This is a genomic window from Paraburkholderia sp. AV2 (assembly GCF_054968425.1).
Window position 1 is genome coordinate 129,114 of record NZ_JBANLK010000008.1, and the last position, 19,619, is coordinate 148,732.

General features: G+C 60.2%; 19 protein-coding genes, 1 tRNA gene and 1 riboswitch. Of the genes, 2 read left to right on the forward strand and 18 right to left on the reverse strand.

Annotation, left to right across the window (positions count from 1 at the left end; genetic code table 11):
• From V8683_RS08800 to V8683_RS08830, 7 genes are all read right to left on the reverse strand, one after another.
• On the reverse strand, nucleotides 1-267 hold the full coding sequence (locus V8683_RS08800; protein ID WP_411188656.1) for a phage holin family protein: 267 nt from the start codon (nucleotides 265-267) through the stop codon (nucleotides 1-3).
• A gap of 3 nt (nucleotides 268-270) precedes the next feature.
• On the reverse strand, nucleotides 271-612 hold the full coding sequence (locus tag V8683_RS08805; protein ID WP_411188657.1) for a putative holin: 342 nt from the start codon (nucleotides 610-612) through the stop codon (nucleotides 271-273).
• A gap of 15 nt (nucleotides 613-627) precedes the next feature.
• Complete coding sequence (locus V8683_RS08810; RefSeq protein ID WP_411188658.1) at nucleotides 628-834, reverse strand: tail protein X; 207 nt, start codon at nucleotides 832-834, stop codon at nucleotides 628-630.
• A complete protein-coding gene (locus tag V8683_RS08815) occupies nucleotides 834-1,325 on the reverse strand; it encodes a head completion/stabilization protein (protein WP_411188659.1) in 492 nt (163 codons plus the stop codon). The genes V8683_RS08810 and V8683_RS08815 overlap by 1 nt, the downstream gene beginning before the upstream one ends.
• A 98-nt stretch (nucleotides 1,326-1,423) precedes the next feature.
• Nucleotides 1,424-2,113, reverse strand: coding sequence for a phage terminase small subunit (gpM, locus tag V8683_RS08820; RefSeq protein ID WP_411188660.1), 690 nt, complete (start codon nucleotides 2,111-2,113; stop codon nucleotides 1,424-1,426).
• Nucleotides 2,114-2,119: 6 nt separating this feature from the next.
• Nucleotides 2,120-3,133 (reverse strand): phage major capsid protein, P2 family, encoded by a 1,014-nt coding sequence (locus tag V8683_RS08825; RefSeq protein WP_411188661.1) that lies wholly within the window; start codon nucleotides 3,131-3,133, stop codon nucleotides 2,120-2,122.
• 44 nt (nucleotides 3,134-3,177) lie between these two features.
• Nucleotides 3,178-4,245: a GPO family capsid scaffolding protein gene (locus V8683_RS08830; protein WP_411188662.1), complete on the reverse strand. Its 1,068-nt coding sequence runs from the start codon at nucleotides 4,243-4,245 to the stop codon at nucleotides 3,178-3,180.
• 162 nt (nucleotides 4,246-4,407) lie between these two features.
• Here V8683_RS08830 and V8683_RS08835 point away from each other — a divergent pair, with 162 nt between their 5' ends.
• Both V8683_RS08835 and V8683_RS08840 read left to right on the forward strand, forming a co-directional pair.
• The gene (locus tag V8683_RS08835; protein WP_411188663.1) at nucleotides 4,408-6,186 is read left to right on the forward strand and encodes a terminase ATPase subunit family protein; all 1,779 of its coding nucleotides are present in this window, start codon (nucleotides 4,408-4,410) and stop codon (nucleotides 6,184-6,186) included.
• Nucleotides 6,183-7,220 carry a phage portal protein gene (locus V8683_RS08840; RefSeq protein ID WP_411188664.1) on the forward strand — a complete coding sequence of 346 codons (1,038 nt, stop codon included), beginning with the start codon at nucleotides 6,183-6,185 and terminating at the stop codon, nucleotides 7,218-7,220. Before V8683_RS08835 ends, V8683_RS08840 begins: the two co-directional genes overlap by 4 nt.
• 195 nt (nucleotides 7,221-7,415) lie before the next feature.
• Here V8683_RS08840 and V8683_RS08845 read toward each other — a convergent pair whose 3' ends face one another.
• The 11 genes from V8683_RS08845 to ydfG all read right to left on the reverse strand — a co-directional run bounded on the left by V8683_RS08845 (nucleotide 7,416) and on the right by ydfG (nucleotide 19,264).
• On the reverse strand, nucleotides 7,416-8,297 hold the full coding sequence (locus V8683_RS08845; protein ID WP_411188665.1) for a glycosyltransferase: 882 nt from the start codon (nucleotides 8,295-8,297) through the stop codon (nucleotides 7,416-7,418).
• A gap of 3 nt (nucleotides 8,298-8,300) precedes the next feature.
• Nucleotides 8,301-11,786 (reverse strand): rhamnan synthesis F family protein, encoded by a 3,486-nt coding sequence (locus tag V8683_RS08850; RefSeq protein ID WP_462848030.1) that lies wholly within the window; start codon nucleotides 11,784-11,786, stop codon nucleotides 8,301-8,303.
• Between the two features lie 920 nt (nucleotides 11,787-12,706).
• Nucleotides 12,707-12,782 (reverse strand) — tRNA-Lys (locus V8683_RS08855).
• Between the two features lie 169 nt (nucleotides 12,783-12,951).
• Complete coding sequence (gene ybgF, locus V8683_RS08860; protein ID WP_411188667.1) at nucleotides 12,952-13,701, reverse strand: tol-pal system protein YbgF; 750 nt, start codon at nucleotides 13,699-13,701, stop codon at nucleotides 12,952-12,954.
• A 21-nt stretch (nucleotides 13,702-13,722) separates the two neighbouring features.
• Nucleotides 13,723-14,232 (reverse strand): peptidoglycan-associated lipoprotein Pal, encoded by a 510-nt coding sequence (gene pal, locus V8683_RS08865; RefSeq protein ID WP_027794205.1) that lies wholly within the window; start codon nucleotides 14,230-14,232, stop codon nucleotides 13,723-13,725.
• An 18-nt stretch (nucleotides 14,233-14,250) separates the two neighbouring features.
• Nucleotides 14,251-15,543 (reverse strand): Tol-Pal system beta propeller repeat protein TolB, encoded by a 1,293-nt coding sequence (gene tolB, locus V8683_RS08870; protein WP_411188668.1) that lies wholly within the window; start codon nucleotides 15,541-15,543, stop codon nucleotides 14,251-14,253.
• A gap of 124 nt (nucleotides 15,544-15,667) precedes the next feature.
• Nucleotides 15,668-16,654 carry a cell envelope integrity protein TolA gene (gene tolA, locus V8683_RS08875; protein ID WP_411188669.1) on the reverse strand — a complete coding sequence of 329 codons (987 nt, stop codon included), beginning with the start codon at nucleotides 16,652-16,654 and terminating at the stop codon, nucleotides 15,668-15,670.
• Nucleotides 16,651-17,097, reverse strand: a complete 447-nt coding sequence (gene tolR / locus V8683_RS08880) for a protein TolR (protein WP_411188670.1) — start codon at nucleotides 17,095-17,097, stop codon at nucleotides 16,651-16,653. The genes tolA and tolR overlap by 4 nt, the downstream gene beginning before the upstream one ends.
• Nucleotides 17,098-17,114: 17 nt before the next feature.
• Nucleotides 17,115-17,792 (reverse strand): protein TolQ, encoded by a 678-nt coding sequence (gene tolQ, locus V8683_RS08885; protein WP_411188671.1) that lies wholly within the window; start codon nucleotides 17,790-17,792, stop codon nucleotides 17,115-17,117.
• A gap of 154 nt (nucleotides 17,793-17,946) precedes the next feature.
• Complete coding sequence (gene ybgC / locus V8683_RS08890; RefSeq protein WP_411188672.1) at nucleotides 17,947-18,444, reverse strand: tol-pal system-associated acyl-CoA thioesterase; 498 nt, start codon at nucleotides 18,442-18,444, stop codon at nucleotides 17,947-17,949.
• Nucleotides 18,445-18,517: 73 nt separating this feature from the next.
• On the reverse strand, nucleotides 18,518-19,264 hold the full coding sequence (gene ydfG / locus V8683_RS08895) for a bifunctional NADP-dependent 3-hydroxy acid dehydrogenase/3-hydroxypropionate dehydrogenase YdfG (protein ID WP_411188673.1): 747 nt from the start codon (nucleotides 19,262-19,264) through the stop codon (nucleotides 18,518-18,520).
• Nucleotides 19,265-19,446: 182 nt separating this feature from the next.
• Nucleotides 19,447-19,596, forward strand: a riboswitch (ZMP/ZTP riboswitch).
• Nucleotides 19,597-19,619 lie beyond the last annotated feature (23 nt).

Consider the following 19,619-nt stretch of genomic DNA (forward strand, 5'->3'; position numbering starts at 1 on the left):
TCATGTACTCCGCAGCAGGCGCGCGACGTTGCCGCGTGCGCCAAAAATGAGAACAGCGAAAAGAACGGCGCGGGCCGCTTCGAAATAGCCGACCGCCTTCGCGTGCAACGCCAGCTCGATCGCCGAGCCGCCGAGCACGACCAGCAGCAGCCAGGCGAACCATGAAATGTGAGTGCGATGCCGTGAGCCGTCGCGGCGATAGACGAGGATGCACAGCGCGGCGACGGTGTACGCAATCAGCGCAATCAGTGCGAGGGGGTTGTGCATGGGTCAGCCCTTTCGAAACAGCGACAACAGGTCGAAAGACTTGATGCGCTCGATCAGTTGCAGGGTCACAGTGATCGCCAGAGCGGCAGCGAAGAAAGCAGCAACGCCGGTGCTCGTGATCGGCGTATGGCTCACCACATCGGGCGCGGCGAGATAGCCGGCGATCAGCGAAATCACCAGATATGCAAGGCGCTTGCCGAGCGACAGGTCCTTCGACGTGACGACGACCAGCGCGGCGCCGGTAAATGCACCGATCAGCGCATTGCCGTCGATGCCGGGAAACAGGCTTGCAAAGCCAATGCCGGCCGAGACAGCGGCGAGCGTGGTGGTGCTAGGTTCGGCCATGTTGGCGACTCCGGGTTAATCGAAAAGGTTGACGAGCTGGATCGTTGATTGATCGTTCGGCGGGTCGGGTAGATCCACGGTGAGGCCGAGCGGCAACACGGGGCCGTGATCGGCCAGGCCGGCGTTAAGTTCTAGCGTCGCTTCGACGACGCTTTGCGTGCGGCCGAGATAGCGATAACAAAGTGAGTCGACCGTATCGCCCTGTTGTGCATAGACGCGCATCAGATCAGCTCTATCGTCGTTCGCGCGACGCCGCGCATGTCGTTGATTGCCTGGCGTGCGTTGCGGCGATCGGCGTCGATCGTCGTCTCCAGCTCGGCCGCGTCGGCCGCGCCCGATTTCGTGCTATCGAAATCGCGGTATTGCTCGGTCACGGCAGCACGCGCGAGGTAATAGACGGCGCGGCGATAGCGCGCGAGCTGCACGCTTTCACCGCCGATATCGTCGGCCGGCAGCTCGGCGAGCGTTGCGACGCCGGCGGCCTGGTGGGACAGGCGCCACGCCGACAGCTCGCGATTTACTTCGTCGATCGCGGCGATCACCGCGTCGCGCAGGCGTGCATGTGTCACGGTGCCATCGAGGCGCACCGCCTGGCGCATGTGCGCCAGGTCGATCGAGGGAAACCAGGGCGCGTTAGTCACGATCAGCTCGGCCGCCGGCGGGGTTGGCTCGGGCGTGATGGTCGGTTCTGCGATCGCGTTAAAGCTACTCATGGTTTCAGCTCTGAAATAGTGGGCGGTGGGCCGGCGTCGGATCGCGTTTCCGTCAGGTGTTGCGATCGTCAGCCGGCGCCGCCCAGCCGGGGGGCTCTTTACATGCGGTCGGCGTTGCCGTCGGCCGCATTGCTGGCTTTCTTTAGCCGGGCAATGTCCTGTTTCACGCCGACGCGCGAATCGAGTTCGAGCGCACGGCGTAGGTGATCGAGGGCGGCCGGTGTATCGCCGCCGTGTTCGGCCATATAGCCGAGGGCCTTGTTTAATTTCGCGCGCACCTGATCGTGCATGTCGGCCGACGCGGTGAGCTGCGCGACTTCGACGAGCTGCGCAGCATTCACGCGCATCACGCTCGCGCCGTGCTTGTACGCGGCCAGTGCAGCTTCGGCGAATTCTTCGGCGATCGCGGTCGCGAGCGGCCGGTCGTATTGATCGGGCAGCGTCATCCGGTGCGCGAGGGCATACCGCGCGATATCGAGCGCGCCGGCGAAGTCGCCCGCGTCGACGCGCCAGATCATCACGGTCGTTAAAACATCGTCCTGCGCCCCCCGCCCGCCCGCCAGTGCGCCCGCAACATAGTCGACGTATTCAGGCAGCAGCTCGGCACGCTTTACGGCGATCTTGCGTTCGATCGAGGCGATCGATTTGAGGCGCCGGCGATCGGTTGCCAGCTTCGCAAGCATCAGCTCGTAAGCGCTCGCGCCGGCGAGGGATTCTCCAGGCGCAGCCGAGGCCGCAGCCTTTTCAGCCGTGACGCGTTCGTAATGGCGTTGGGCGGGGCTTTTCATCGTCGCTTACTCCGCCTGTTCGATGTTTTCGACCAGGCAGCCCGCGCCGAAATCTTCGATCACGTAAGCATCGTTCGACGATTCGAAGTTCTCTATACGGTCGCGCTTGGCGTTTTCGACGATCGTGCGACGGCGTGCGCCCGATTGGTAATACAGCGACAGGTTATCGAGGCGCGTGATAAGCACGCCATTAGCCGGGAAGTAAGGAACCGTGACAGCCGGCAGACCGCCGACGCGCTTCTGCGAAATCACGAGGTCGACCGCGACTTGCTCGGTCGGCGCGTTGTTCGCGTTCACGATCGGAAAATACTTGTCTTTCATCAGCGCGTCGCCGAGGATCGCGACGAGCTGCGTGTCTTGACGGTGCCACGGGTCGATCAGCGAGGTTTTCGCGTCGTACACCAGCGCGTCGAGATTCTTGTAATCCGAACCGGCAGCAGCGCCGACGACGATCTTGCCGGCCGTCTGGCCGTGATCCATGACGCGTTCGGCCGCTTGCTCGCGGTAGTGCTGCAACCAGCCCTTGTTGACGTCTTGCAGCAGCGGATTTGCCGTGCGGTCGGACGTTGGCGAGCGCTTGACGCCGTTGAAACCGATCATGATGCGGTCGAGCGCTTGACGCGTGAGAACCAGATCGCGAATCAGCGTTTGGAAGTTCGGAAACTTCGCCCACATATCGAGCTTCGCATACGGGATATGCGAGTCGAAATTCGTCTGATAGCAGAAGTAACCGTTCGCGTCGACATCGGTTGGGTCGATCGTCTCGCGGTCTTTCACCTTGGTATCGGTCGTTCCGGCGATCGGGCCGCCGATGCCGAGGCCGAGCTTTTCGCCCATCTGTTCCGTCACAGGCGCGACGTTGATCGAGTTCAGAAACGCGCTCGAATCTTGCAAGCGCTTTTCCAGGGTCTGTTGCACGGACGGCGATACCGCGAATTTCTTCGACGGGTCAGCGATTGCGTTGAGCTTCGCGATTGCCGCCAGATAGGCGTTAAACAGCTCGCGGGTGTTGTTCTGCATGTTGTATTGCTCCGAATGGTCGAAAGAGAGCCGAGGGGGTCGGGTTAGCAGTCGGTCGTTTGCGCCGCCGCACCAGCGCCAGTTGTCACCGGCCGCGTCGGTTGACCGTTGCCGGCGGTCGAGAGCTGCGTGTGCAGCTCGTCGAACGCTTTGCGATCGGCTTCGCGCGCCTGGGTTAGTTCGGCGACCTTCGTTTCGAGGTCGGCGACGAGCTTGCCGGTTGCGACGATTGTGTCGGCCTGTTCTTTGCCGTGCGTGGCGAGCGCTTCGCATGCCTGGGTCACATCAGCGAACCGCGAATCGTCGGCCGCTTCTTTCTTCTTCGCGCCGGTCAGCAGCTCTTTAACGCGGGACAGTAGCGCCGGCAGTGCCGCCGGTTGCGGGGCTTCTTCGAACTCGATTACGGTTTCATCGGCGACCGTGAAAAGGTTGGTCGGCGATACCTTGCGGCCGGTGAATGGCGACGCGGCCGGGTTCTGAGCTGCGAAAGAAAGGATTTCCGTGCCGAGGCTTGCGGGGCTATCCGTGACAGCCAGGCCGATCAGATACGCCTGTTTCGTGTCGGCGAAAGACGGGTCGATTTCGCACGAGGTGTAAATCTTTTGCTTCGCCTTCGTCATGGCGATCAGCTCGGCAGTCGGGTCGATTTGTGCATACAGGCCGAGCTTTCCGGCGAATTCGCCAGTGAGTTCGCGCACTTCAACGGCCAGCACGTCGCCGTATGCCTTGAAAGGGCCATCGGGCATGATGCCGCGATAGTGTTCCAGGTTCACGCGTGCGCCGTACTTCGTCGCGCTGTAATTCGCGGCAATCTGTTCGAGCCATGCGCGCTCGATTGTGCGGCCGTCCGTGGTCGCACCTTCGACGGCGATGCGAAACATTTTCGACTTCGCGAGCTTCGTCGCATCGGCCGAGGCGGTCGAGCCGATCGCCATTGCGCCGAGGCCAGCAGCCGCGCCAAGGTCGACGCCGTGCGACGCGAGCGTGCCGAGCACATCAGCATGGTTGAGAACGGTGCTCACGGCGAGCGTCGCCGCGTGTGCATCCATCGTGAAAGCAAACGCGATCGCCGCGACGGCGAACGACATAAGCGACAGCTTGCGAGATTGCATCGTTAGGTCTCCAACAGGTTCCGAGGGGTTCGGGTAAGGGTTCAGCGTGAGTTGATATCTTGCGATCACGAGCGCAACGGCTCAACGTGGGCCGTTTGTTTGTGCTCCGGGTACAAATTGGCAAGCGTGCTTGCGCGCGCGCGGCGCGGGAAACTTGGGGCCATGCTTGAAACCGCCGATATCACCCCTGCACTCGAATCGAACGCCGACCCTCGCCGTATAGCCCGCGCGCTTTACTGGCAGGGTTGGCGCGTCACGTCTATCGCGAATCACATGGAGTTGAAACGCGCGACGGTCGAGGCGTGGAAGCAGCGTGACGAGTGGGACAAGGCGACGCCGATCGAGCGCATCGAGTCGTCGCTAGAAACGCGCATGGCGGTGCTCATTGCTAAGCCGGTAAAGACCGGCGGTGACTTTAAGGAAATCGACTTGCTCGGCCGACAGGTCGAGCGCTTGGCGCGCGTGCGCAAGTACGGCGAAACGGGGAAAGAGAGCGATCTAAACCCGAACATCGAGGCACGCAATAAGGCGCCGCGCAAAGAGAAAGCCGAGCGCAATGCGTTCAGCGACGAACAGGCCAAGCGACTTCGCGAGGCGTTTCTAGATTCGCTGTTCGACTATCAAAAGGTCTGGTTTCGCAACGGCCATCAGCGCACGCGCAACATTCTCAAGTCGCGGCAGATCGGCGCGACCTGGTATTTCGCACGCGAGGCCCTGGACGATGCGATCGGGACCGGCCGCAATCAAATTTTCTTGTCAGCCAGCAAGGCACAGGCGCATGTGTTCCGGCAGTACATTTGCCAGTTCGCACGCGAGGCCGCAGACGTTGAATTGACCGGCGAGCCGATCATCTTGCCGAATGGCGCGATTCTCTATTTCCTCGGCACGAACGCAAAGACCGCGCAGAGCTATCACGGCAATTTCTATTTCGACGAGTATTTTTGGGTGAGCGGCTTTCGCGAGCTGCAAAAGGTCGCCTCGGGCATGGCGATGCACAAGCAATGGCGAAAGACGTATTTTTCAACGCCGTCGAGCATCAGCCATCCGGCGTACACCTTTTGGAACGGCGAGCACTTCAATCGCGGCCGTGCGAAAGCCGATCACCTGCATCTCGATATCTCGCACAAGGCACTCGGCGGCGGCCGGCTTTGCGAGGATCGCCAATGGCGCCAGATCGTGACGGTCGAGGATGCGCTTGCCGGCGGGTGTGACCTGTTCGATATCGACGAGTTGCGCCTTGAATACAGCGCGCAGGACTACGCGAATCTGTTGATGTGCCAGTTTATCGACGACACGGCGTCGATATTCCCGCTCGCCGAGCTGCAACGCTGCATGGTCGATTCATGGGAAGCATGGGCCGACGATTTCAAGCCGCTCGCGCCCCGTCCTTTCGGCTATCGCCCGGTGTGGGTCGGTTACGATCCAGCGCATACCGGCGACACGGCCGGCCTTGTCGTCGTCGCCCCGCCGGCGGTGCCAGGCGGAAAGTTTCGCGTGCTGCACAGGGCGCAGTTTCGCGGAATGGATTTCGAGGCACAGGCCGAGGCGATTCGCACCATCACGCAGCAATACAACGTCGGCTATATGGCGATCGATACGACCGGCATCGGCCAGGGCGTCTATCAGCTCGTCAAACAGTTCTATCCGAGCGCGGTCGCGCTCAACTATTCGCCCGAGGTTAAAGGCCGCCTGGTGCTCAAAGGCTTGTCAGTGGTCGGCAAGGGCCGGCTCGAATTCGATGCCGGATGGACCGATCTAGCACAATCGTTCATGGCGATTCGAAAGACGATGACGGCGAGCGGCCGAAAGGTCACATACGAGGCGGGGCGCAACGAGGAAACGGGCCATGCTGATTTGGCCTGGGCGTGCCTGCATGCGCTCGATAACGAGCCGCTAGAGGGTGTCACGGCAAACAACACGGGCTTTATGGAGTTTTCATGAGTAAGCGCAAAAACAGCATGCACGCATCGAGCACGACGCCGGCGGACACATCGACGCCGGCCAAGGCCGAGGCCTTCACGTTCGACGATCCAGTGCCCGTGATGGATCGGGCCGAGATTCTTGATTACGTGCAGTCATGGGCGGCCGGCAAGTGGTTCGAGCCTCCGGTGTCATGGGCGGGCCTTGCGAAATCGTTTCGCGCCGGCGTGCATCATAGTTCGGCGATCTACTTCAAACGCAACGTGCTCGCGTCGACGTTCGTGCCGCACAAGTTGCTATCGCGTGACGAGTTCGGCAAGTTGGCGCTCGATTACATGGTGTTCGGAAACAGCTACGTCGAGGAACAGCGCAACAGGCTCGGCGGTTTGCTCACGCTTAAGCGCGCGCCGGCGAAATACGTGCGCCGGTCGACGGATCTGCAAGGCTTCTTTCAGATCGACGGCTTTCAGATCGAACACGAGTTCGCGGCCAGCTCACTCCATCACTTGATGGAACCGGACATTGACCAGGAGGTGTACGGCTTGCCCGAATATCTCGGCGCGCTGCACGCGGCTTGGTTGAATGAATCGTCGACGCTGTTTCGCCGGCGTTATTACGAGAATGGTTCGCACGCTGGGTTCATCCTGTACATGACGGACGCGGCGCAGAGTCAGAGCGATGTAGACAAGATGCGCGAGGCGTTGAAAAACAGCAAGGGACCGGGCAATTTCCGAAACTTGTTCATGTACGCGCCGAACGGCAAGAAAGACGGCATCCAGCTCATTCCCGTTTCAGAGGTCACGGCCAAAGACGAGTTTTTCAACATAAAGAATGTCACGCGCGACGACTTGCTCGCGGCGCATCGCATCCCGCCGCAGCTCATGGGGATCGTGCCGAGCAATACCGGAGGCTTCGGTGCAGCCAACACGGCCGCCGAGGTGTTCGGTGCGAACGAAATCGCGCCGCTGCAACGTCGCTTTGAACAACTCAACGAGTGGATTGGCGACGAGATCGTGCGATTCATGCCGTATACCATCGGCGCGGCAGCGGCGTAAGTTGCGGGCCTTCAGTGATGCAGCAACAGGTAGGCGATGAAAGTGCCAACCAGCACAGCCCCCGCGCTATAGAACACAGGTCTGTTTCGCAAGACATACAGCCTGGACGCAGGGGGCTTGTTCTCACCATCGAGGTCCCAATAGTCAATGCCTGGGTCGCAGTCCAGATTTGAGGTCGCCGCGACCTTTGCGGTATCAGTTCGATGACCCTACAAGTAGCGCGTCCAGAGCACCACGGATCGTCATAGTGGTCGCACATACATCCAAGCCCAGTTGTGCTTGTACTTCCGGTGCGACCAAGGTTGTTCTGCGCCTTACTTCGATGAGGGCAGTAACGCGCTCATATATGAGCTGACGTTCTTCGCTCAAGATTCCATTTGTCGGAACCGAGTTGCTACCATCCGTCTTGAAGTAGTAGTCGCCGATTATCTTCCCTATTGCTTGGAAGTCGGACGGATATGACGCACAAATCTTCAAAAGCAGGTCGTAGTCTTCTTCCCAAGTGAGGACAGTATCGAACGACAGGATGTCCGGTGAAACAATCGACCGATCGATCAAGTACGAATGTATTGGGCAGAAATTGGCTCGGAAGAGATCTTTCAGATCCTCACCAGCGAATGGCGCGTCAACTTGCCTTGTGATGCGAATAAATTGTTGGTGTACATCTGCATTTACCACGCGTACAGAAGCGAACGCTATTGCAGAGCGGCTAGTCTTCAACCGATCAACAAGCACTGCATATGCCTCCGGATATAGGACATCGTCATAGTCCAGGAAGGCGACGTATTGGCCGGTTGCAGACCGCAATCCCATATTCAGCAGTTCCGTCCTCGCATCGGTTGGGGTTGGACTATCCCAGTTCCTGAGTATCAGCGTCGGCGCGTTCGGCAGACGTAGCAGCGGCTCAAGCGCAGCATGCGTCGCGGCTATCTCCATCTCCGAGAAGCGTTGAACTGCGAGAATGATATTCAGGGGACGATGTGTCTGACCCACCAAAGCGAAAACGCAACGATTCAGCTCATAGAGGCGCTTCGCATCGTGAAAGCGCACGATGCAATCAATTTGGTTTTCAATCATGACTTACCAGCGCGGCTGCGCGAAACTAAAGTGGTTGGAGAAATCGGCGTAGGTGCGCCATTCATCAGGAACGATCATCGGGGACGAGTGGGGCGTCGAGAATCCTCGCGCGGTCAATTCGGTTCGAAGCCAGCGCTCAAAATCGGGCGAGCCCCATTTGCGTGCCAATGTGATGCCAGACTCAAAAATCATTCTTAGAGTCGTCGGTTTCATTTCCCGGTTTGTGACGGCGTGCAGGAACAGCGCACGTGGACACGTCTTCAGCGCGTACCCATGTGCGCGCGCGCGCCATGAGAGATCTACGTCTTCGCAATACATGAAGAAGTCTTCGTCGAATCCTCCGAGGTCAGCGAACGCGGACTTCGAGATTGCGAGACAAGCGCCGGAAACCCACGGGGTGTCCAGCGTGTGTTCGTCGTACGGCTTCGGATGCTCAGATGGAAACTGGAGCGCCTCAACTAACGCCTTTCCATCCGCCGCCAGTACCATCTGGACAAGCGCACGTACGGCATCAGGATGAAGCGCGCCATCCGGATTGATGGCGATATAGATGTCGAAACCCTCGTCGAACGCGGCTCGCATAAGATGATTATGGCCGCCTCCAAACCCAATGTTGCCACGACTGGGTAACCGTGTAATGAGATCCCTTGCGTCAATCGACTCGTCGGTGCTTGCACCGTTATCCAACAAGAAAAGGCTTCCCGCCGTGCTCAAATCAGCCGTCTTCAAGGAGAGTTCGGCCGCGCCGACGGCCAGCGCCAGTTCTTCGGCGCTGTTGTTGTACGTAACGAGACCGATCGCGACGCGTGTATCGGACTTGACGTCGATGTGCAGTCCAAGGGCACGGTTCCGTACGTAGTCGAACAAGTGCCCCGGAGCCTTCTCGACTGGGTTTGGCCTGACTGTACGTTGACGGACTCCTCGGGGATCGAGCAGGCGGAACACGCAGCGATTGAAGAACGTCGCCAGGTCTGATTCGCGAGGCACTCCGACGATACAAGGCGTGTTCTCATGCAGGGAGGGGCGAGCGATCTTGATCCAGTCAAAGCCCGCGTGCTCACATGTGTGCAAGAATATGCGCTCGATGGCGTGCGCGAGGGTCGCATCGGTCTGATTGGATTCAGCATCGAAGTCATCGGTCTTCAGCCGTAGGTCAAGCAACGGCTTCAACGCTGCAGTACGAGCCCAGAACATTGAGCCCGACGGGAAATCAAGCGGGTCGCGCTCGTTCAACGAGAAACCCATTCTTCTCGCAAGTTTTTCTGCGTTCGGAAAATTACCGCCCCAGTTCGCCCAATGACGCATTGGCTCAAAGTGCTGAGACGCGATGATGCCGAGCTTGGGATTCTGACCAAATGCGTGCAGCACACTTGTCACGACTTCTGGAGTCCCAAGCAGGTTCTCCAGAAGGAAGTGTCGCCATGGTGAGAGTACGGTTGCATGCTTTGACCGCTTGCCGTGTAGATGGACTACATAGGCATAGCGATCGTAAACATCGCTGAAAGTCACCAATTTGGGCGCGATGTCTCGACCCCGATTGGGCACTACCCGGACTTCAACGCTGCCCTTTGCCCAGCCCGAAAACGCCTTTTCAATAACCGACGCACGGAAGCTATCGGTGGTAGAAATATATACGTCGAGATCGACTGGCACATTGCTGAGGTACGAGCGGAATTCGCCGGCGAGTTCCTCATAATGCAGATGAACAATCGCCGCGACGCTCCCGCTATTCAGATCGGGGACCTTGGCAAAGCTGAACGGCACCGAAACGCTGTAGTCAATTTCGATTGGGCGCGCGGCTTCGGCCGGTGTTAGCGGGCTTACGATAACCGCTTCTTCCAGTGACTCAGGCGCATCGATCACCGGCGCGTGCTGGGCGTGGAGTAGAGCCAGCGCTTGTCGTCTTGCTGCTAGTCGCTTGAAGAGCTGGCCGGTCGCTGTCCAGTGAATCGCTTTGATCACGCGACGGGCGGGCGTGCGCAATATTGGCACGCTTCGCAGTGCGCGACGCACCGGCAGCGTCATCTTCCAGGACGTGCTATTGCGTATGGCGATAAGCTCATCCGAGGCGCGCGTGTATTCAACGTTCTGGTGCGAGAGATGGTTTATCGAATCACGCAGCGAAGCAATCACGGCGTCTTTCTCTACCCCCTCCCTGGCGATGTGGTCTGCCCTGTCAGATAGCGCTTGGACGTGGCGCCGCTCCTGAATCACCATTTCGGCGAGTAGGGATCTTAGATCCTCGGCGGGGCGTTTCTTTTCGGTAGATTTCGTCAGCTCGACCGCTGAGCGCAACGTTGCAGTCTCCGCTTCGCACTCGTTCAGGATTGCCTGAAGCTGGGCATTGTCTCGTTGAAGCTCCAACGCTGTCGCATTACTTGCTTCGATGTCCGCGCGCAATGATTCATTTGCCCGGCGTATTCCCTGGGTCTCCGCTTCTTCGCTGACCCGAAGGGCTCTGATCTGTGCTACTTCCTCGTTGAGGACGGCGATAGCCGCTTCAAGCTCTGAAGCTCGTGCTTGCGCGGCATGTAGTGCTGCCGGGGCGCTTGCCAGTGCATTGGCCTTATAACGCTCTATCGCAGATCGAATCACCTGTATCTGAGGATCCCAATCCGAAATGCGAGCCAGCGTTTCCGCAGCATTGGCACTCACATCTGCGCCGTCTTTCAGCATTTCGGCGATAGCCTCAGTTTTCGCCATCAGTTGTCGGCGCGGCACCAACAGGCCGCCGAGGCTGGAATACATGGAGCGGATTTGGTCGATCTCCGACCCTTTGGCCGCGAACAGTGAAGTTAATTTCTCCGGGATAGCCCCTCGCGCCAGCACGCCCAGTCCATTGCCATGGTTGAATTGGAAGGACGGGTATTTAGCCGACAGTTCCTCGAAAAATTTCCAGACACCGAAACCGCGCTCCCGGACATTCGTATCGTGGAAAAGGACGATCGCATCCTTCGTCAGCTTTGGAAGCCACGACTCGTAGTCCTCCTTGACGTCGTCATAAAAATGGCGTCCGTCGATATGGATGAGGTCGATCGATGCGTCGCTGAAATATTCGGCTGCTTCCGCAAAAGTGGCTCGGTTCAGCCGAGAGAAGCCAGCGTACCGCTGATTGGTTGCCAGCACAGCTTCGTAGACGGAGTTGTCATAGAAGCCGGCATGTTCGTCGCCCTGCCATGTGTCAACGGCATATGCCGCAGTACTGATTCCGAGGCGCTCTATTGCTTGACAAAAAGCAAAGTAGGAGTAGCCATAGTGACTTCCGAGTTCGACGAACCGTTTGGGTCGCAGAGCGTCCGTGAGCCAGAAGGCAAATGGCGCGTGCTCAATCCAGGCGGATTGACAAAAGTAATGGGGAACCCAGAAAGATGACGGAGACAGCGACTCAATTGTTTCTTTCGATAGCATTACGCACCTTTCCAAATGTTCCTTTTGTTTCGAGGCGTAATCATACTTGCTTTGGCTTGCTCCGGCGATGACGGCATTCATGCGATGCGAGCGACTGACGAGGAGCGAGTGCAGTCGTGCAATTCACTGCGCTCATATGGATAAATTTCGAGAATTTACACACTTCGTTCGGAAGTTAACAGAAGTGCCTCCATGACCGGTGCTTGTGGCGTAAGGTCGGCGGCTGCACTGGATTTATTCAACTACGCCGACCCCTGTCGATTCGCCGCTTGGTTCTGCTGGCCGCCGCGCCGTACAAATGCAGTCCCCTCCCCGCCTGCGGGTTTCTCTTGTGGGGCGGGTTTTGATGCGGTGGGCAGGTGAGGCATGCAGGCGCATGCCACAGGCCGCTCAGGGTGAATTCTGGTGCGTTGCACTGATGCGTTTTGATGCGCGAGAGGTGCTCTCTGATGCAGAAGGAGGATGCGCCGCAGCGAAAGACGGCGGAGGCAACGCTTTATGTACGGAATGGGGCTGATTCTGGGGAAGGCCACCGGAAAAAGGTAACCGGCGTAACCGGGGCAGAAAAAGCCGTCTAACGCGATGATTTCAAAGACGGATTCCGGTTACCTCAAAAAGGTAACCCGAGGTAACCCAAAAGGTAACTGGCTCGCAAGCCTTTGATTTTAAAGGAATGGAGTTTTAGGAAAGGTTACTCATATAAAAGGTAACCGGTTACGCTTCAGTTACCTTATGGTTACCTTTTTGTGGATCGCTGGGAGCCTTGCTGGACAAGGCTTTGAGGCCGGTTCTCTTTGTCCGGTTACTCCGGTTACCTTTTTCCGGAGGCCAAATTTTTGGCTGCTGCTATCTACTCGTGACTGGGCCATGCGCCATTGCGCCGGCGAATCTTGACAACGTCGGCCGAGCTTAACGCGAGAAGAATATTAGACACTGTCTAATATCGACGCCAAACGGGAAAGAAAAAGGGCCTAGCGCGAACGCTAAGCCCTTGAATCTTTTGGTAGGCCGTACGGGATTCGAACCTGTGACCAACGGATTAAAAGTCCGCTGCTCTACCAGCTGAGCTAACGACCCAAAAGAAGCGGGATTATAGCGCACTCTGAAAGCAACGTCAACCGCGCGGAGCATAGGGAAAAACAAAGGCCCGGGACACGCCGTATCCCGGGCCCTCCTTTCACATGCGAGAGGCGTGCTTTGCGGTGTGCAACCGCGGGTGCGCGACAACTACCGTGTCCTGCGGCGCTTATCTGAGCTGTGACAGCTTGCTCTGCGCCTGCTGGGCGACATCCGAACTGCCGTACTGCGCAACGATCTGCTCGAGAGTGCGTTTGGCCGCGGCCTTCTGCCCCTGCTCGATCTGATTGTTCGCAATCGCGAGCAACGCCTCGGGCGCGCGCGGATGCTGCGGGTAGTTCTTGACGACGTTCTGCCACGCTGCTGTCGAACCCTTGTAGTCCTTCAGCGCATAGAGCGCGTTGCCGAGCCAGTACTGAGCGGTCGGCTGATAAGGACTCTGCGGGTACTTGGCAATGAAGCTGCGGAACGAAGAGGCCGCGTTCTTGAAGTCGCCGTTGCGGAACTGCTCCGAAGCGGCGTTGAACGCATCCGTCTCACCCGGCTGCACGGTGCCTTGCATGCCATCCACGGTTTCCTGCTGCGGCTCGAACTTCTTCAAGCGCGTGTCCAGGTCCGTGTAGTACTCCTTCTCTTGCTTCTGCACGGTGGCCAGCTGATTCGCCATGTCCTCGTTCTGTCCACGCAGCGTCGCCACCTGTTGGTTCAACTGGTCGATCTTGTTGGACTGATCGAGAATCGTGCGCTGCGCGGCGGACAACTGGGTTGACAGACTGTCCGTCTTCGCCCGCAGGTCGAGAATCGCCTGGCGCGCCTGATCATCATCGAAGAGGCCCGCGTGAGCGGGCATCGACGCGAACGCGATGCCGGCCACGCAGGCTGCTGCGGCAACCCGCAGCGGGGAGAAACGATGCGACATACGCCCCTTCAAATACGTCGATTACTGTTGATACACGAGGTCAGCACGGCGGTTCTGTGCCCACGATTCTTCGTCGTGGCCCGTTGCGACCGGCTTTTCCTTACCGAGGCTGACAGCTTCCATCTGCGAATCCGGCACGCCCATCAGCGAGAGAGCACGGCGGACAGCTTCAGCACGCTTCTGGCCCAGCGCCAGGTTGTACTCGCTCGTGCCGCGCTCGTCGGTGTTGCCCTGGATCAGGACGTGACGTTCCGGGTGCGTTTTCAGGTATTGAGCGTGAGCTTGCAGCAGCGACTGATACTCGTCCTTGACGGCGTAGCTGTCGAAGTCGAAGTACACGCTGCGCTTGGCGAGCGGGCTGTTCGGGTTGTTCAGCTCGTCAACGTTCACCTGAGCGACCGCGTTCGGGTTCGGCTGCGTGTTCATTGCACCGGCGTTCGGGTTTTGCTCTTCTTTAACACCCGACTTGCACGCGGCCAGCGCGCCGATCATCAAGACGGCCAAGGCCAGGCGGAATTTCTTCGACATCATTTTTACTCTCCTGAAGTGTTATTGCATGAAAGGGCCCCAAGACGGCTCGCGTACGCTGCCGCCCTGAACGGACAGGATTTGCCGCGTCCGACCGTCGGTCGATACAGCAGCCAGCACGCCACGGCCGTTCACCTGAGTGGCGTAAAGAATGTACTGACCATTCGCTGCGAAGCTTGGCGATTCGTCATGTGTCGTGTCGGTGAGCGGCGTGGCTACGCCAGATTGCAGATCTTGAATGTACAGCTTAAATCCACCGCCCGTCCGCGAGATGTACGCGAGTTCCTTGCCGTCGGGGCTGATCCGCGGGCTCGTGTTGTAGCTGCCCGTGAACGTCACGCGCTGCGCTGCGCCGGCGCTTTCGCCCTGGGCCGGCATCTTGTAGATCTGGGGCTGGCCGCCGCGATCGCTCGTGAAGTAAATCGACTGGCCGTCAGGAGAGTAGGTGGGTTCGGTGTCGATCGTCGAGCCTTGCGAGAGGCGGCGCAGGCCGGAGCCGTCGGCATTGACGGCGAAGATCTGCGTGTTGCCCGTACGCGACAGCGCGACGGCGAGCGTGCGGCCGTCCGGCGACCAGGCGGGCGCCGAGTTGTTGCCCTTCTGGTCGGAAATGATCACGCGGCGGCCGGTCGGCAAGTCATGCACGTAGACGATCGGCTTTTTCTTCTCGAAAGAAACGTAGGCAACCTTGGTCCCGTCCGGCGACCATGCCGGCGAGATGATCGGTTCGGGGCTCGACAACGCGATGTGCGCATCTTGACCGTCGGAGTCCGAAATCTGCAACTGATAGCGGTTGCCGACCTTGATGACGTACGACAGGCGCGTCGCGAACACGCCGCGATCGCCAAGCAGCGTCTTGTAGATGTAGTCGGCCACTTTGTGCGCGCTCATACGCAGGCCGCTTTCGGGGCTCACGAGCACGAGACCGCCGAGACTTTGGCCCTTGACCGTGTCGTACAGCTTGAAGCGCACTTCGTACTGGCCGTTCGCGAGCTTGTTGACGCTGCCGCCGACAAATGCGTTGGCACCCTTGGCCTTCCAGGCGCCGAAATCGACGGGATCGTTTTCCGAAACGGGCGTGCTGCCCGCGTCGATGTTGCTGAACTTGCCGCTGCGCGCGAGATCCGCGCGCACGATCGCGCTGACCTGCTGCGGCGAGTTCGCCTCATTGGCGAAATTGGCCGTCGCGATCGGAAACTGGGTGGAGCCGATTCCCGTCACGAGGACGTTGAGTTGTGCATGTGCCGCACTGCCTGCCACGATGAGGCAGGACGCGACGAGGGTTCGCAGACCAAGCTTCGTCATCAAACTCATGCTGTGATGTTTCCCGAAAAAGCAATTTTGTAACATCGTGCAACAGGAGACAGACCCGAAATCGGTCGAATCGTTCCGCGAGCTGCTGCTGCACGCCTGAGTTCCTGTACCCCTGGGGCCGCCCTTAACCTGCCGGGCGCAAAGTAATTGTAAAGTTCGACGGCGTTTTGCCGTTGGTATCGAGCGGCATGGGATCCGATTGCTGGACCGCCCGAAACGCGGCGGCGTCCCACTGCGAATTGCCGCTACTGCGCGTGATGATCGCCGAGAGCAGCGTGCCCGTTGGCGCACAATGCACTGCCACGACGGTTTCGAGGCCCTCTGTCCCGCCGGCCCAGATGATCTTGGGCCGCACGAGGCGCTGAACCTTCTCCGCATAACCCGCCGACGCCGCCGTGCCGCCCGCGCCGCTGCCGTTGCCGCTCTTCGCGAGTCCGTTGCCGCTATCGCTCGATCCGCCGCCCATCGCCCCTTGCATCTGCGCAATACGCGCGCGTCGTTCGGCGTCGAGCTTCTTCGTTTGCGCTTCGGCCTGCGCCTTGGCCTTCGCGGCGTCGGCTTTCTTCTGGGCGTCGAGTTGCGCCTGCTTTTGCTGGTCTTCGAGCTGTTGCTGCTTCTTCTGCGCTTCGAGCTGCTGTTGCTTGAGCTTGTCGGCCGCGGCCTGCTGATCCTGTTGCTGCTTGAGCTTCGCGGCCTTCTGCTGGACGGCGAGCTGCGCCGCCTGTTGCGCCGCGAGTTGCTGCTGACGCTTCGCTTCGGCATCCTCTCGTTGCTGTTCGAGCAGGCGCTGCTGCTCGGCGAGCTGCGCTTGACGCGCGGCTTCTTCTTGCTTGCGCTTTTGTTGCTGTAGCGCAATGTCGGCTTCTTCCGTCGGCTGCGGCGGGGCCGGTGCGACGGGGACGGGCGGCGGTGCCGGCCGCGGCGTCGAAAGATCGGGCACCTCGGTCCACAACTCGGCTTCTTCGCCTGCCGGCGTGCTGTTTTGCCAATGGATACCGTGATACAGGAACAATCCGAGCAGCACGTGCATCAGCACGGCGAGCAGTAAAGCACGCAGCGTGCCGCGTTCGCGCGGGGGCTGAAGCGGATAGCTGAGATTCTTGCGGGTCATTGCGATTTGACGAGCAGTCCGACACGTTTGACGCCTTGCGCCTTCAGATCGGACATCACGTCCATCACGGTTTCGTACTTGACGGCCTTGTCGGCGGCGATCACGACCGGCTGGTCGGGATGATCCTGCTCTCGCCCGCCGACGAAGGTAGTCAGGTCGGCTCGCGTCATGGTTTCCTGCTGCGTGGCGCCGGAATCATCCTTGTAGCGTACGCTCAGATTGCCGTCCGCGCGAATGTTGACCACGACGGGCGGCGTTTGCTGCTGTTGTGACGCGCCGCCCACAGTGGGCAGGTTGACGATCGACGGAGCGACTAGCGGGGCCGTCACCATGAAGATCACGAGCAGCACCAGCATCACGTCGATGTACGGCACGACGTTGATATCGGCCATCGCGCGGCGCGATCGGCTGCCGCGCATGCTCGAACGAACTGAGCCAGCCATCTTCGACTCCTTGAAGATTAGTGGGCCTGACGCTGCAGGATGTTCGAGAACTCTTCGATGAAGGTTTCGAAGCGGATCGCGAGGCGGTCGATGTCGTGCGCGTAGCTGTTATAGGCGACGACAGCCGGAATCGCGGCGAAAAGACCGATTGCGGTGGCTGTCAGCGCTTCGGCGATGCCGGGCGCGACGTTCGCGAGCGTGGCTTGCTGCACGTTCGCGAGACCGCGGAATGCGTTCATGATCCCCCAGACCGTGCCGAAGAGACCGATGTACGGGCTCACCGAACCCACCGATGCGAGGAACGAGAGGTTTGCTTCGAGCGCGTCCATTTCGCGCTGGAACGCTGCTCGCATTGCACGGCGTGCGCCATCGAGGACGGCGCCTGGGTCGTTCATGCGCTTTTCCTTGGCCTTGAGAAATTCGCGCATGCCCGATTCGAAAATACGCTCGAGCGCGCCGATCGTGTGGCGGTTGTTTGCGGCGCTCTGGTAGAGCGCCTGAAGATCGCCGCCCGACCAGAAGTCGCGTTCGAAGCGTTCGGTCTGCGCGCGAGCGCGGCGGATCGCAAACCACTTGCGGAAGATGAAGGTCCAGGAAATCAGTGAGAGCAGCAGGAGCAGTCCCATGACTGCCTGCGCCAGCACGCTCGCATTAAGAACGAGGGAAAGGATTGAAAAATCTTGCGTCGTGTTCATAGAGGTTCGTTGTAGCGTCCCGAAAGGGGCGAACGGCTGCAAGGCGTTGCGAGGGTTTCCGTAGGCAAACGGAAATCCCCGGCGCCAGTGCGACCGAACCCTGCTTGGTCCTGTTTTGACCGGCGCGAGTTCACTGGCGTCGTATCAACGGAAATTACTGCGCGGCCGTTGACACGGCCGTTGCAACTTTGACCGGTCCGCCGCGCAATAATGCCTCGTGCACAGGGTCCGGAATGGCGGCGGGCCGCAGGGTGGCGCCCTCGACACAGGCGACGCGAATGCTGCCTGCGGCGAGCAGCGTCTCGCCACGCCACGCTTCCTGCACGAAATCGACCGACGCGCGGCCGAGTTTCTCGATCCTTGTCACGGTCGTGACAATATCGTCGAGGCGCGCAGGCGCACGGTAGTCGAGCGCCGTGCGGCGCACCACGAAGAGCACGCCGGCTTCCCCGGCGAGGCGGCGCTGATCGACGCCGCACGCACGTAGCCATTCGGTTCGCGCGCGCTCGAAGAACTTGAGGTAGTTCGCGTAGAACACGATGCCGCCGGCGTCGGTGTCCTCGTAGTACACGCGAACCTGCCACTCGAAGCCCCGCTCGTCCGGGCGCGGGGCGGTGCCCGTCTGGCTCGTGCGTTTTTCCATGCCGCGCATTCTACCGGAACGCGCACCCCCACTGACTTTCGTTCACCTGACGGACACAGGCGGGGTTGCGCCGGGTAGGGCCTCAGCCGCGATGGATAGTCAGGCCCGCGAAGGACTGCGCAACCGGCATCAGCTCGATCGTGTTGATGTTCACGTGCGCGGGGCGCGTGGCGATCCAGTAGATCGAATCGGCAATGTCTTCGGCCGTGAGCGGCTCCACGTCCTTGTAGACGTTGGCGGCCTTGGCGTCGTCGCCGCGGTAGCGTATGTTCGAGAATTCGGTGCCGCCGCACAGGCCCGGCTCGATATCCGTCACGCGCAGCGCGGTGCCCGCCAGATCCGCACGCAGGTTCAGACTGAACTGGCGCACGAAGGCCTTGGTGGCGCCGTACACGTTGCCGCCCGGATACGGCCAGCGGCCGGCCACGGAACCCAGGTTGAAGATGTGGCCGCGGTTGCGCTCGACCATGCCCGGCAGAAAGGCGCGCGTGACCTGCACGAGGCCCGTGCAGTTGGTCTCGATCATGGTTTCCCATTCGTCGAGATCGGCCCTCTGGGCAGGCTCCACGCCGAGTGCGAGGCCGGCATTGTTCACGAGCACGTCCACGGCGGCGAATTCCGCCGGCAGGGCGGCCGGCGCGGCTTCCACGGCGGCGCGATCGCGCACGTCGAGTTCGAGCGGCAGCAGGGCGTCGCCGAGTTCGGCGGCGAGGGCATCGAGGCGGTCCTTGCGGCGGGCGGTTGCAACGACGCGGTGGCCGCCCTTCACGAAAGCCCGGGCGATGGCGGTGCCGAAGCCTGCGGAGGCGCCGGTGACGAAGACGATCATGGTTGCTCCCTGGTCGGTGGGTGGCAGAGAAAGGGTCAAGCCTACTTCCATTGCGGCGCTGCGGCAAGGAAGCCCCCAGAAACCTGGGGCCAGAACCGCCGCGGCCCGGCTGGACGGGCTTTGCGGCCGGCGGCTGCCCTGTCGGTTGCCTATTCCCGGCGCTTCCAATACACTAACGCGCTCAATCCCTGCGTGACTGGCGATAGGGTTCCTGAATCGTAATAGCCGTGGCGGCAACAACTGTGCCTGCCATGGCTGGATCGGGAACTCAAGGTGGAACGACCCACCGTGAAGCGCGGGGCGCCGTTTTGCCGTTCGCCTGGGCAGCCGAAATCCGCGCGCTTCTTTCAGCGCT